General features: G+C 66.8%; 14 protein-coding genes. 10 read left to right on the top strand and 4 right to left on the bottom strand.

The annotated features are described in order from the left end of the window. Positions 1-130: 130 nt before the first annotated feature. The 4 genes from nudC to ACFQ4E_RS04465 all read left to right on the top strand — a co-directional run bounded on the left by nudC (position 131) and on the right by ACFQ4E_RS04465 (position 3331). Positions 131-1114, top strand: a complete 984-nt coding sequence (nudC, locus tag ACFQ4E_RS04450; protein WP_386801732.1) for an NAD(+) diphosphatase — start codon at positions 131-133, stop codon at positions 1112-1114. 23 nt (positions 1115-1137) lie between these two features. Next, positions 1138-1605, top strand: a complete 468-nt coding sequence (locus ACFQ4E_RS04455; protein WP_386801733.1) for an SRPBCC family protein — start codon at positions 1138-1140, stop codon at positions 1603-1605. A 77-nt stretch (positions 1606-1682) separates the two neighbouring features. Beyond that, positions 1683-2528: a fumarylacetoacetate hydrolase family protein gene (locus ACFQ4E_RS04460; protein ID WP_386801734.1), complete on the top strand. Its 846-nt coding sequence runs from the start codon at positions 1683-1685 to the stop codon at positions 2526-2528. Then, the gene (locus ACFQ4E_RS04465) at positions 2525-3331 is read left to right on the top strand and encodes a DUF4198 domain-containing protein (protein ID WP_386801735.1); all 807 of its coding nucleotides are present in this window, start codon (positions 2525-2527) and stop codon (positions 3329-3331) included. The genes ACFQ4E_RS04460 and ACFQ4E_RS04465 overlap by 4 nt, the downstream gene beginning before the upstream one ends. A 10-nt stretch (positions 3332-3341) precedes the next feature. On the opposite strand, the gene hemC is transcribed toward ACFQ4E_RS04465, so the two are convergent. Continuing rightward, positions 3342-4295: a hydroxymethylbilane synthase gene (hemC, locus tag ACFQ4E_RS04470; protein ID WP_386801736.1), complete on the bottom strand. Its 954-nt coding sequence runs from the start codon at positions 4293-4295 to the stop codon at positions 3342-3344. A 98-nt stretch (positions 4296-4393) separates the two neighbouring features. On the opposite strand from hemC, the gene hemE reads away from it, so the two are divergent. Further along, on the top strand, positions 4394-5425 hold the full coding sequence (gene hemE / locus ACFQ4E_RS04475) for a uroporphyrinogen decarboxylase (protein WP_386801737.1): 1032 nt from the start codon (positions 4394-4396) through the stop codon (positions 5423-5425). Between the two features lie 27 nt (positions 5426-5452). On the opposite strand, the gene ACFQ4E_RS04480 is transcribed toward hemE, so the two are convergent. Next, positions 5453-6409, bottom strand: a complete 957-nt coding sequence (locus tag ACFQ4E_RS04480; protein ID WP_386801738.1) for a DMT family transporter — start codon at positions 6407-6409, stop codon at positions 5453-5455. A 98-nt stretch (positions 6410-6507) separates the two neighbouring features. Between ACFQ4E_RS04480 and ACFQ4E_RS04485 the strand changes: the two genes are divergently transcribed. From ACFQ4E_RS04485 to ACFQ4E_RS04495, 3 genes are all read left to right on the top strand, one after another. Then, a complete protein-coding gene (locus ACFQ4E_RS04485) occupies positions 6508-7443 on the top strand; it encodes an ABC transporter ATP-binding protein (protein ID WP_386801739.1) in 936 nt (311 codons plus the stop codon). After that, positions 7440-8201 (top strand): ABC transporter permease, encoded by a 762-nt coding sequence (locus ACFQ4E_RS04490; RefSeq protein WP_386801740.1) that lies wholly within the window; start codon positions 7440-7442, stop codon positions 8199-8201. The genes ACFQ4E_RS04485 and ACFQ4E_RS04490 overlap by 4 nt, the downstream gene beginning before the upstream one ends. A 121-nt stretch (positions 8202-8322) precedes the next feature. After that, complete coding sequence (locus ACFQ4E_RS04495; RefSeq protein ID WP_386801741.1) at positions 8323-8781, top strand: cupin domain-containing protein; 459 nt, start codon at positions 8323-8325, stop codon at positions 8779-8781. A gap of 41 nt (positions 8782-8822) precedes the next feature. Here ACFQ4E_RS04495 and ACFQ4E_RS04500 read toward each other — a convergent pair whose 3' ends face one another. Both ACFQ4E_RS04500 and ACFQ4E_RS04505 read right to left on the bottom strand, forming a co-directional pair. Continuing rightward, the gene (locus ACFQ4E_RS04500; RefSeq protein WP_386801742.1) at positions 8823-10337 is read right to left on the bottom strand and encodes a YifB family Mg chelatase-like AAA ATPase; all 1515 of its coding nucleotides are present in this window, start codon (positions 10335-10337) and stop codon (positions 8823-8825) included. Between the two features lie 53 nt (positions 10338-10390). After that, on the bottom strand, positions 10391-11086 hold the full coding sequence (locus tag ACFQ4E_RS04505; RefSeq protein ID WP_386801743.1) for a glutathione S-transferase: 696 nt from the start codon (positions 11084-11086) through the stop codon (positions 10391-10393). A gap of 229 nt (positions 11087-11315) precedes the next feature. On the opposite strand from ACFQ4E_RS04505, the gene ACFQ4E_RS04510 reads away from it, so the two are divergent. Together ACFQ4E_RS04510 and ACFQ4E_RS04515 are read left to right on the top strand one after the other, a co-directional pair. Then, entirely contained in the window at positions 11316-12194 is an 879-nt protein-coding gene (locus tag ACFQ4E_RS04510; RefSeq protein ID WP_386801744.1) for an RNA polymerase factor sigma-32, read from the top strand. Then, entirely contained in the window at positions 12191-12973 is a 783-nt protein-coding gene (locus tag ACFQ4E_RS04515; RefSeq protein ID WP_386801745.1) for a ChaN family lipoprotein, read from the top strand. Before ACFQ4E_RS04510 ends, ACFQ4E_RS04515 begins: the two co-directional genes overlap by 4 nt. Positions 12974-12993 lie beyond the last annotated feature (20 nt).

The raw sequence follows: 12993 nt of genomic DNA on the forward strand, positions 1-12993 counted from the left end.
CGTAGTCGCGCTAAGGTGACATCTCGACATGCAATTAACAACCTCAGATAGATCGACGGGCGCGTCTCCAGATTGTGTTGTGACAAAAGGCGTGGCAGATGCCGCGTGGCGCAGGATGCGAGGAGGGATCATGCGACACGCGGAAGACGTCACCTTTGGCGGATCCGGCCTGGATCGGGCCGATGACCTGCGCGGACAACCCGAGGCTCTGGCCGAGGCGATGAGAGCGCCCGGAAGCCGCAGTGTCCTGATCTGGCGCGGCAAACCTCTGGTCAGTGATGGTGACACCCGCGACATCGTCCGGCTGCCGCTCGACCATCCGGTGTTCGAGACGGCGGGGCCGCCGATCCTTCTCGGCCGCGAGGACGAGGGATTGATATTCGGTCGTGAACTTCTTGGATGGTCGCCCGATGATCTCGACGAGGCGGCGCTGAACAGCTTCGCCGATCCGAGTGAGCAGCGTCACCCGCTCTTGGGCGACGATCTGGTTTTCGCCGAACTGCGCCGGGTGATGACGCGCCTGTCGCCGCGGGATGCGGAACTGGCCGCGACCCATCGGGCGCTGATCGGTTGGCATGCCTCGCACGGGTTCTGCGCCAAGTGCGGCGCTGCGTCGGAGATGGCGCAGGCGGGCTGGCAGAGACGCTGCGGGTCCTGCGGCGCCGCGCATTTCCCGCGCACCGATCCGGTGGTGATCATGCTGGTCACGCGGGGACCCTATGCGCTTCTCGGGCGGTCGCCCGGCTGGCCGGAGGGCATGTATTCCTGTCTCGCCGGGTTCGTGGAGCCGGGCGAAACCCTCGAAGGTGCGGTCCGTCGCGAGGTCGCGGAAGAGGCGGGTATCCGGATCGGCGCGGTGCGCTACCTGGCGAGCCAACCCTGGCCGTTTCCGGCCTCGCTGATGATCGGCTGCCACGCCGAGGCGGAAACCGAAGAGATCGTTCTCGACCCGGTGGAGCTCGAGGATGCGCGCTGGGTCACGCGGGAACAGATCGTCGCCGCGATGGCGGGCGAGGACAAGACGCTCCTGCCCGCACGGAAGGGGGCCATCGCGCAGTTTCTGCTGCGCAACTGGCTTGCAGACCGTTTGGATCGAGGCGACATATTTCGGTAAACGTGTAGAGTGCAGGTGCAGGCATGGAATTCGCGATCCGCGAGGATATCGAGGGAACGCTCGATCAAACATTCGCCCAGATGAGCGATTTCGAATCCATCGAGCGCCAGGTCCTGCGCCGCGGAATCGATGTTCGGCGGACCGACACGCTGGGCGCACCGGCGGCAGGCGCGAGCTGGGAGGCGGGCTTCACCTTTCGCGGCAAGAAGCGCCGGGCGGAGATCACATTGACGCGATACGAACCGCCGTCGCTGATGGTGTTCGAGTCGCGGCTCGACGGTCTCGAAGTGCTCACGCAAATGGAATTTGTCGCGCTCTCGCGCAGCCGGACCCGCGTGGCCATCGACATCGTTCTGCAGCCCCGGACGCTGTCTGCGCGGATCATGGTGCAGTCGCTCAAGCTGGCGCGCGGCACGATCGAGAAGAAGCTGCACGCCCGCTCGACCGGTCTGGCCCGCGAGCTCGAAGCGCGCATACGCCGGTCCGCCTGACCCCGCCAGAGGGAGCGATTGCCGCGCCAGACCCATGCGCTAAGCTGCCCGTCAGTAGAGTAGATGGGGAACGCAGCATGAAACTTGTGCGCTACGGGCCGAAGGGTGCCGAAAAGCCAGGACTGATCGACGCGGCGGGCAACCTGCGCGATCTGTCGGGCGAGATCGACGACATTGGCGGGGACGTGCTGTCACCGGACGGGCTCGACCGCCTTCGCGCACTCGATCCCGAGAGCTTGCCGAACGTCGACGGCACTCCGCGGCTTGGCCCTTGTGTCGCGGGCGTCTCGAAGATCATCGCCATCGGCCTCAACTATGTCGATCACGCGGCCGAGGTTGGGGCGAAGCTGCCCAAGGAACCGATCGTCTTCATGAAGGCCACGACGTCCTTGTCCGGCCCCGACGATCCCATCGAGATCCCGCGCGGCTCGGTGCAGACCGACTGGGAGGTCGAGCTTGCGGTGATCATCGGCACACGCGCGAAATACGTCACCGAAGCGACCGCGATGGATCACGTCGCGGGCTACGCCACAGCCAATGACGTCTCCGAGCGCGATTTCCAGCTGCGCCGCTCCGGCCAGTGGGTGAAGGGCAAGTCGCATGACAGCTTCTGTCCGCTCGGCCCCTGGCTCGTGACCGCCGACGAGGTGCCGGATCCGCAGGCCCTGAAGATCTGGTCGGATCTCAACGGCGAGCGCCAGCAGGACAGCTCGACCGAGCAGCTGCATTTCGGCGTCGCGCAGATCGTCTCGCATCTTTCCGAGTTCATGACGCTGCTGCCCGGGGATGTGATCGTCACCGGCACGCCCTCGGGTGTCGGCATGGGTCAGGAGCCTCCGCGCTTCCTGCGTCCCGGCGATGTGCTGGAGATGGAAGTCGAGGGTCTCGGTCGTCAACGCCAGGTCTGCGAGGCCGCATCATGAGCGCGCGTTACATCCTCGCCGCTCTGCTGGCCTTCGCCGCAGCACCGCTTTCCGCCCACGAGTTCTGGATCTCGCCGGTCGATTACACAGTGGCGCCGAGCGCGCCCGCGGTGGCCGATCTCCGCGTCGGAGAGAACTTCAAGGGCGCGGCCTTTTCGTTCCTTCCGCCCAATTTCGTGCGCTTCGATCTCGCGATGGGCGACACCGTCGTCGCTGTCGAGGGCCGGCCCGGTGACCGTCCCGCGCTCAACATGGTGCCGCCGGATGCCGAGGGTCTTCTGACGGTGATCCACGAGACCCGCGCCTATGATCTGACCTATGACAGCGTCGAGAACTTCGAGAGTTTCGTGCGACACAAGGATGCCGAATGGGCCGTCGCGCGTCGGGTCGAGCGCGGGCTGGCGGACGAGCCGGTGCGCGAGAGCTACATCCGATACGCAAAGAGCCTGATCGCCATAGGCGACGGCGGTGGCATGGATCAGGACCGCGGCCTTCTGATCGAGATCGTGGCCGAGGCGAACCCCTACACGATCGATCCTGCCGACGGGCTGCCGGTGCAGGTCCTCTTCGAGGGAGCGCCGCGGGCAGACGCGCAGATCGAGCTCTTCGCCAAATCCCCGGACGGCACCGTCGAGGTCACGCTGCACCGCACCGACGGCGAGGGCCGCGTGACGATCCCCGTCGCGCCCGGTCACCAATACCTGGTGGATTCGGTGGTCCTGCGCGAATCCGATCCGGCCGAGACCAACGGCGCGGAGTGGGAGAGCCTCTGGGCGTCGCTGACCTTCGAGGTGCCCGAGTAAGGCCCCGCGCTCAGCGGGGCTCGATCCAATCGAAGAAACCCGGCCCCGCCCGTTCCAGAAGCTCGCGGGCGAGGTCGCGGCCCATCTCGGCGCCTTCGGCGATAGGGCCTTCGCGTTCTCCGGCATTCGTTTCGCTGCCATCGGGGCGCAGAACTTCGCCCCGAAGATAAAGGCGGTCGCCCCGCAGCGTCGCCAGCCCCGCGATGGGGGTCTCGCAGCTTCCGTCCAGCGCCGCGAGGAAGGCACGTTCCGCGGCCAGCCGCTCTCCGGTGGCGCGGTCGTGGATCGCGTCGAGCATCTCCTCGGCGCGCGCATCGTCGCCGCGCCGTTCGATGCCGATGGCGCCTTGCGCGACGGCGGGCAGCATGTCGGTCTCGTCGATCGGATGGCTCGGCACGTCGTGCATGCCGAGGCGGTTCAGACCGGCCATGGCGAGAAAGGTGCAGGAGGCGACGCCATCGGCCAGCTTGGCCAGACGCGTCTGCAGATTGCCGCGGAATTCCACCACGTCGAGATCGGGCCGCCGGGCCAGAAGCTGCGCGCGACGGCGCAGGGACGAGGTGCCGACCGTCACGCCTTCGGGCAATTCGGCGATGGCGCCATAGGCGGGCGAGATGAAGGCGTCGCGCGGGTCCTCGCGCGGCAGGTAGCACTCGAGCACCAGACCCTCAGGCTGCAGCACCGGCATGTCCTTCATCGAATGCACGGCGATGTCGATCTCACCGGCCAGCATGGCCTGCTCGATCTCGCGGGTGAACAGGCCCTTGCCGCCGATTTCCTTGAGCGGCCGGTCGATGATCCGGTCGCCCGTGGTCTTGATCACCACGATGGAAAACGCCTCGAAGGGCAGGTCGAACGCGGTGGCCAGCCGGTCGCGGGTCTCGTTGGCCTGGGCCAGTGCGAGAGGCGAGCCTCGGGTGCCGATCTTCAGCGGAGCGTCGGGGGTTGGGAGCGCAAGGGTCATGAATCAGATGCTTAGACGCGTCCAGACAGCCTGACAACCGGGCTTGACTTGTGTCCTGCGACGCGGGACGAGAGTGCCCGACCGGAGAGGAGAACCCGATGACCAAGACCATCCTGCGCGCGCTCGCCGGTGAAACCCTGCCCTCGCCGCCGATCTGGATGATGCGTCAGGCCGGGCGCTACCTGCCGGAATACCGTGAAACACGGGCCGAGGCCGGGGATTTCCTGTCGCTCTGCTACAATCCCAAGCTCGCCACCGAGGTCACGCTGCAGCCGATCCGGCGCTACGGGTTCGACGCGGCGATCCTCTTCGCTGACATCCTGCTCTTGCCGCAGGCGCTGGGGCTCGATCTGTGGTTCGTGACCGGGGAGGGACCTCGTCTCTCGACCGTGACCACCGAAGAGGATTTCAGCAAGCTTCGCAGGGTCACGGATATCCACGACACGCTCGGGCCGGTCTACCAGACGGTTGCCAATCTTTCCCGCGATCTGCCCGAGGAGACCACGCTGATCGGCTTCGCCGGAGCACCCTGGACCGTCGCGACCTACATGATCGCCGGGCGGGGCACGCCGGATCAAGGCCCGGCGCATGGGCTCAAGGCCGAGAACCGCGCGCTCTTCGAAGGGCTGATCGACCGGCTGACCGAAGGCACGATCGAGTATCTCTCGCGGCAGGTCGAGGCGGGTGCCGAGGTGGTGAAGCTTTTCGACAGCTGGGCCGGATCTCTGAATGGTGCCGATTTCGAGGCTTTCGCGGTGCGCCCGGCGCGGATCATCACCGAAGAGCTCAAGCGCCGTCATCCAGGCCTGCCGGTCATCGCCTTCCCGCGCGGCGCGGGGGAAAGCTACGAGGGGCTTCATGCGGCCATCGGCGCGGACTGCATCGCGCTCGACGATGGTGTCAGCCCCGAATGGGCGGCGGCGCATGTCCAGGTCTCGGGCTGCGTGCAGGGCAATCTCGCCTCGTCGCATATGGTGACCGGCGGCGACCAGCTAGTTTCCGAGACGCGGCGCGTGGTCGAAGCGTTCCGGGGCGGCCCGCATATCTTCAATCTCGGCCACGGCATCACGCCCGATGCGGGTCCCGAGAACGTCCAGCTGATGATCGACACCGTGCGGGCGACGGCCTGAGGGCAGGCCTCTTCGTAGTCTAGAGCGCTATCGCCGGAAAAGCCGCGCCCGTGTGCCGGGTCGCGGCTGTCGCTCCCGCAGGAAGACGACGAGCCCCGCGGCCGTGATCAGCGCGCATCCCGCCCAGGTCGAGAGCGTCGGCCATTCTCCGAAGACCAGCCAGCCCCAGAGCACCGCGAGCGGCAGCCCCACATATTCGAAGGGCGCGATCACCGAGGCGTCGGCCAGCCGATAGGACGCCGCGAGGCAATAGCCCACGAGCCCGGACAGCAGACCAAGGCCCACCAGGACGGGCCAGTCGCTCGAGGGCGGCACGCTCCAGGCGCGCAGCAGGAAGACGAGGCTGTCTGATTGCACGTCTTCCGCGAAACGGCCGTCTCCGGCGACGAGATAGACGCCGAGCGACACGAGGATGAAGGTCGCCTGGATATAGACCGCAAGCGCCGCGGCGGTCGTGGTCAGGCCAAGCTTGCGCGTCATCACCTGCGTCAGCGCGTAGAGAAGCGCCGCGAGGATCGGCAGGACCAGGATCGCGGCACCTGCTCCGCTGTTCTCGGGGCTCTCCATCACCAGGACACCGAGGAACCCGAGCGCGACGGCGGCCAGCCGGATCGCTCCGACCCGCTCGCCCAAAAGCGGGATCGACAGGAGCGTGATGAAGAGCGGCGCCACGAAGAAGAGCGCCGTCGCCTGCGCCAGCGGCAGCACGGCGACCGCGGCGTAGAAGGTCATGTTGGCCGCGACGATCAGAAGCCCGCGCATGAGGTGCAGTCCCGGCGTCCTGGTCCTGAGCGCCCCGATCCCGCCATCCCAGCGCAGAAGCGTCAGCGTCACGATCAGGCCCAGTACCGAGCGGATCGCGACGATCTCGTGCAAGGGGTAAGCGTCGGACAACGACTTGATCAGCATGTCGTTGATCGAGATCGCGGTCACGCCGAGAAGGATGAGAAGGATCCCGAGGGCCGGGCGGTCGGCTCTGTGCATGAGCGGCGTCCTAGCGTGCGCGCATGCCCGGGACCAGCGCCTTGTCACGCGCGCCAGCCGCGATAGCTTGGCGCCAAACGGCGGGCAGGAGGGACGGCATGTCGGCAATGGTTGAGATCGACAACGCCATGAAGACCTACGAGGGTGGGTTCGAGGCGCTGAAAGGGGTGACTCTGTCGATCCGCGAAGGCGAGATCCTGGCGCTTCTCGGTCCGAACGGGGCGGGCAAGACGACGCTGATTTCCTGCATCTGCGGAATATCGCAGCCGAGCGGCGGAGCGATCCGCGTGGGCGGACACGACGTGGTCTCGGACTACCGCGAGGCGCGGTCCCTGGTCGGGCTCGTGCCGCAGGAGGTCAATCTCGAGCCCTTCGAGAAGGTCTGGAACACGGTGCGGTTCTCGCGCGGGCTGTTCGGCAAGCCGCGCGACGACGCGCATATCGAGGCGCTCCTCAAGCGACTGTCGCTCTGGGACAAGCGCGACAACCAGATCAAGGAGCTCTCCGGTGGCATGAAGCGCCGCGTGCTCATCGCCAAGGCGCTGGCGCATGACCCGCGCGTTCTCTTTCTTGATGAACCCACGGCGGGCGTCGATGTCGAGCTGCGCCGCGACATGTGGCGGATCGTCGAGGACATGCGCGCCGATGGCGTGACCATCATCCTGACCACCCATTACATCGAAGAGGCCGAGGCCATCGCCGACCGGATCGGCGTGATCTCGAAGGGCGAGCTGCTGCTCGTCGAGGAAAAATCCGCGCTGATGGCGCGGATGGGGCGCAAGGAATTGCGGATCGAGTTGCAGGCGCCGCTGGACGCGATTCCGGAGAGCCTTTCGGATTACGATCTCGCGCTCGCTGACGAGGGCCGCGCGCTGGTCTACAGCTACGACACCGCCGCGGAGCGGACGGGCATCGCGCGGCTGATCGCGGCGCTGGCCGAGAAGGGGATCGTGCTCAGGGACGTCTCGACGCGGCAGAGCTCGCTCGAGGAGATTTTCGTGGGACTGGTGCATGACGGGGAGGACGCGGCATGAACTGGACCGCGATCGGCGCAATCTACCGCTTCGAGATGGCGCGGTTCTTCCGCACCCTGATGCAGAGTTTTATCTCTCCGGTGATCTCGACCTCGCTCTATTTCGTCGTTTTCGGTGCGGCCATCGGCAGCCGGATCGACCAGGTCGAAGGGGTGAGCTACGGCGCCTTCATCGTGCCGGGGCTGATCATGCTGTCGGTGATCACGCAGGCGATCTCGAACGCGTCCTTCGGGATCTATTTCCCGAAATTCATCGGCACCATGTACGAGCTCCTCTCGGCCCCGATCTCGTTTCTCGAGATCGTCCTCGGGTTCGTGGGCGCGGCGGCGACCAAGGCGCTCTTCATCGGGGTGGTGATCCTGGGGACGGCGGCGCTTTTCGTCGATGTGACCATCCAGCACCCGGTCGCGATGGTGGCGTTCCTGCTGCTGACCTGCACGAGCTTCGCGCTTTTGGGCTTCATTATCGGTATCTGGGCGGGGAATTTCGAACAGCTCCAGCTGGTGCCGCTTCTAGTGGTGACGCCGCTGATCTTCCTCGGCGGCGCGTTCTACTCGATCTCGATGCTGCCGGAGATCTGGCAGACCGTCGCGCTCTTCAACCCTGTGGTTTACCTGATCTCGGGCTTCCGCTGGTCGTTCTACGGTCTGGCCGATGTGCCGGTCGGGTTGTCTCTTCTGGCGATCGCGGCGTTCACCGCGCTCTGCCTGGGCGTGATCTGGTGGATCTTCCGCACCGGCTGGCGCATCCGCGCGTGATCTGAAAGCGACATGGCGTCGCTTTCAGGCCGTCTGAATTCGACGCGCAGCGCGTCGTTCATGGACGCGACCGGATCTCCTGCGCCGCGATATCCGGGCCCTGTGATCCAAGGAGGGCCCGATGCAGGACGTCATGGAAGGAATGGCTGCCGAACTGGCGCCGATGATGAACGCGACCGCTCTGATGCGGGCCCTGCCGGTCGTTGCCAATGCCGACCACGCGCCTCTCGAAGGCGGCGAGGATCCGGCCTTTGGAACGGTGCGCTGGCGGACGCTCTTCTCGTCGGACCGCACCGAGACGCAGGGCATGGTTCTGGGCGTCGCCGAGTTCGGCCCCGAGGGCACGCTGAAGCCGCACCGCCACGAGCCTGCCGAGTTCTATTTCGGACTGACCGGGTTTGGCACAGTGACAATCGACGGTGTCGCGCATGAGCTGGCGCCGGGCGTCGCGCTCTTCATCCCGTCGGATGCCGAGCACGGCACGGTCGCGGGTCCCGACGGTCTGCGCTTCCTCTACGGTTTCCCGAAGGACCGGTTCTCGGATGTCGAGTACCGCTTCACCGCAGAAGCGGCGGTCTGAAGCGCGGGCCGCGCTCTCCGCACTCCTGAGAGCTTAAACCGTCAATCCTCGCGCGCCCCGACGATGCGGAAGGACAGGGCTTCGGCGACATGGGCGCGCCGGAGCGTGTCTTCGCCGTCGAGATCGGCAATCGTTCGCGCGACGCGCAAGACGCGGTGATAGCCCCGCGCCGACAGCCCCAGCCGGTCCGCCGCGCGCAGGAGCAGCGCTTTGCCCTCCGTGTCCGGCTCGGCGATCTCGTCGAGAAGCGTGCCGCTTGCGTCGGCATTGGTGCGGCATCCCGGATGGTCTGCGAAGCGCGCCGTCTGCCGGTCGCGAGCATCGGCCACCCGCGCGGCGACCACTGCCGAGCTGTCGCCCTCGGGCGGTCGCTCGAGATCGAACATCGACACCGGGGGCACTTCGATCCTGAGATCGAACCGGTCCATCAGCGGGCCGGAGAGGCGTGCCATGTACTCCTCGCCGCAATTCGGCGCGCGGGAACAGGCGCGCTCGGGATCGCAAAGGTGGCCGCAGCGACAGGGGTTCGCCGCAGCGGCCAGGAGAAAGCGGCACGGGTAGCGCACATGCGCGTTGGCGCGCGCCACCATGACCTCGCCGGTCTCGATGGGTTGGCGCAGCGTCTCGAGCACCTGGCGCGGAAACTCGGGCAACTCGTCGAGGAACAGGACGCCATTATGCGCGAGGCTGATCTCACCCGGTCCGGCCCGCCGCCCGCCGCCGATGATCGCGGCCTGGCTTGCGGTGTGATGCGGCTCGCGGAACGGTCTCTGTCGCGAGATGCCGCCCGCGTCGATCAGACCGGCGATGGAGTGGATCATCGAGGTCTCGAGCGCCTCGGCAGGCGAGAGCGGCGGCAGGATGCCGGGCAGGCGCGCCGCGAGCATCGATTTGCCCGAGCCGGGAGGTCCGACGAAAAGAAGGTGGTGACGGCCTGCCGCGGCAATCTCCAAGGCGCGTTTGGCACGTTCCTGTCCGCGCACCTCGGCGATGTCGCGGGAGAGATCGCCGGCGTCCACCGTCCCGGGCTCGGATGCGGCGATCGGAGCCTGTCCGGTCAGGTGTTGCACCAATTCGAGTAGCGAGCGGGCGCCGATGACCGTGCAGGCCGCGACCCAGGCGGCCTCTGCCCCCGACGCGGCGGGACAGAGAAGCGAGCGCCCGTCCTCCGCCGCCGTCATCGCGGCGGGCAGGGCGCCCTGCACGGGCATCAGCCGTCCGTCGAGCGCCAGTTCGCCAAGCGCCACGGCCCCATCCACCGCGTCGCGGGGCAGGATGTCGAGGGCCGCGAGCAGGCCGAGCGCGATGGGCAGGTCGAAATGCGCGCCCTCCTTGGGAAGGTCGGCGGGCGCGAGGTTGATGGTGATCTTCTTCGAGGGCAGGGCGATGGTCATCGCGGCAAGTGCTGCGCGGATGCGGTCGCGCGCCTCTGATACTGCCTTGTCCGGCAGGCCGACGATCGAAAAGGCGGGCATGCCCGGAGTGACCGCGCATTGCACTTCGACCGGCCGCGCCTCGACGCCGAGGAACGCGACCGTATGGGCTTGCGACACCATGACCCCTCCGAACCGACCCCGCCGACTGTGCGCCGGACAGGGTTAGCAGGGGGTTAATCGCCGCTCGGGCCGGGCCAGGCGACCTGCGGGAAGTCCTTGGCGTACCAGGGCAGATCGGCGCCCTCGGCGAGGCCCATCGCGCGCCATTTGACGAAGGATGGGTCCGAGAGATGCGCGTCGACATAGGCCTGCGCCGTCTCGCTGACCGGCAGACCGTAGCCCGCGGTCCGGGCCGCGACCGGCGCGTAGAACGCATCGGCGATGGAATAGTCGCCGCAGAGCCAGGGGCCGTCTACGCCGAACCGTCCGCGCGCGAAGCTCCAGATCGTCTCGAGCCGGGCAAGATCGGCGGCCAGCGCGTCGGAGACCGGGACATCGCGATAGGCGACGCGCAGGTTCATCGGGCAGTCGGAGCGGAGCGTCGTGAACCCCGAATGCATCTCCGCCGACAGGCTGCGCGCCACGGCGCGGGCCGCGGGATCTGCGGGCCAGTAGCCCCGATCCGGGAACCGGGAGGCCAGCTCCTCGGCGATGGCGAGGCTGTCCCAGATGACCGTGCCCTCGGGCGTGACCCAGGTCGGAACGGTCCTGGCGGGTGGCAGGTCGGCGAGCCGCGCCCCGACCGAGGCGTCCTCGAAGAAATCGATCATCCGGGTCGAGACGTCGATGCCCCAACGATCGAACAGCAGCCAACCGCGCAGCGACCAGCTCGAATAACTGTAGTCGCCCAGAACGAGAATGTTTTGCATGACATGATCTCCGATACCGCGACCACCGTTAAGCCCTTCCAGCGCCCCGGCAAAACGACAATTCCTGATGAACTTCATCACGCTGCGTTAAGTCTCTGCCAACGCTTGTCGAGTGCGGGGCGGAAATTTTTTTGAAACCATTTCCCGTTCGGCGCGTTCACGCCGAGTAAAGCCCGCACAGCCGGGCGTCCGAAATAAGGACACAGCAAAGTTCACTTGGGGAGTGAAGATGGCACTGGACGCATTCAACGATCAGACCCTGTCACGCCGTGCAATGAAGGCGGAACTGCTCGACGCCGAAACCGAACTCAAACTTGCCTACGCGTGGCGCGACGACCGCTGCGAAGCCTCGCTCCACCGACTGATCACCGCCTATATGCGTCTCGCCATCTCCATGGCGTCCAAGTTCAAACGCTACGGCGCTCCGATGAACGACCTGATCCAGGAGGCCGGTCTCGGTCTCATGAAGGCGGCCGACAAGTTCGACCCCGACCGCGGTGTCCGTTTCTCGACCTACGCCGTCTGGTGGATCAAGGCCTCGATCCAGGACTACGTGATGCGGAACTGGTCGATGGTCAGGACCGGGTCGACCTCGTCGCAGAAATCGCTCTTCTTCAACATGCGGCGCGTTCAGGCGCGACTCGAGCGCGAGGCGGCGGCTTCGGGTGAGCTTCTGGACCGGCACCAGCTGCGCCAGATGATCTCGACCGAGATTGGCGTTCCTCTGCACGATGTCGAGATGATGGAAGGGCGTCTGTCCGGCTCCGACTATTCGCTGAACGCCACCCAGTCGGTCGATGACGAGGGCCGCGAGTGGATCGACGCGCTCGAGGATGACAGCGCCCAGGCGGCGGAGCTCGTCGAGGAAAGCCACGACACCGAACGTCTGCGCGAGTGGCTCGTCGTCGCGATGGGTCAGCTTAATGACCGCGAGCGGTTCATCGTGCGCGAGCGCAAGCTGCGCGACGATGCCCGGACGCTCGAGAGCCTCGGCAACGAGCTTGGGTTGTCGAAAGAGCGGGTGCGTCAGCTCGAAGCGGCAGCCTTCGCCAAGATGCGGAAGACCCTGGAATCGCAGTCGCGCGAGGTGCGCGCATTCCTCGTGTGAGACTGTCTCTCGCCGCCATGTTCATCGCCTCCGCGGCTTTTGCCGACGGGGGCGTTTTTGCGGGGAGGGACGTCATTTTCCTCGGCGAGCAGCACGACAATCCGGCGCATCACGCGCGGCAGGCCGACCTGGTCGCCGAGATCGCGCCTCGGGCGCTGGTCTTCGAGATGCTGACCGAAGAGCAGGCCGGACGCGTGACACCAGAGCTGGTCGGCGACGAGGCTGGCTTGGAAGCCACGCTTGGCTGGAACGACAGCGGCTGGCCCGATTTCGCGATGTATTATCCGATCTTTGCCGCCGCTCCGGATGCGCAAGTCTTCGGCGCCGCCGTACCCCGCGAGGCGGCCCGTTCGGCGATGGAGACCGGCGGCGCGGCGGCGTTCGCCGGGGATGCGACGCGCTTCGGGTTGACTGAGGCGCTGTTGCCCGAAGACCAGGAGCGGCGCGAGGACCTGCAGCGCGCGGCGCATTGCGACGCCCTTCCCGAAGAGCTCTTGCCCAGCATGGTCGAGATCCAGCGCCTGCGGGACGCCGAGCTTGCGCGGGTCGCCCTTGCGGCGTTGGAGGCATCGGGCGGGCCGGTGGTCGTCATCACCGGAAACGGTCATGCGCGGCTCGACTGGGGCGCTCCGGCGGTTCTGAAACGCGCGGCGCCCGAGGTTTCGGTCGCGAGTTTCGGGCAGGGCGAGACCGGATCGGGCGACCCCGATGGCGGGTTCGATCTGGTCGAGATCGCCCCGGATGTCGACCGTGGCGATCCCTGCGAGGCGTTCCGCTGACCGCGCGCCACCGGCAGGCC

It is taken from the genome of Litorisediminicola beolgyonensis, from assembly GCF_042679605.1.
GTDB lineage: Bacteria > Pseudomonadota > Alphaproteobacteria > Rhodobacterales > Rhodobacteraceae > Litorisediminicola > Litorisediminicola beolgyonensis.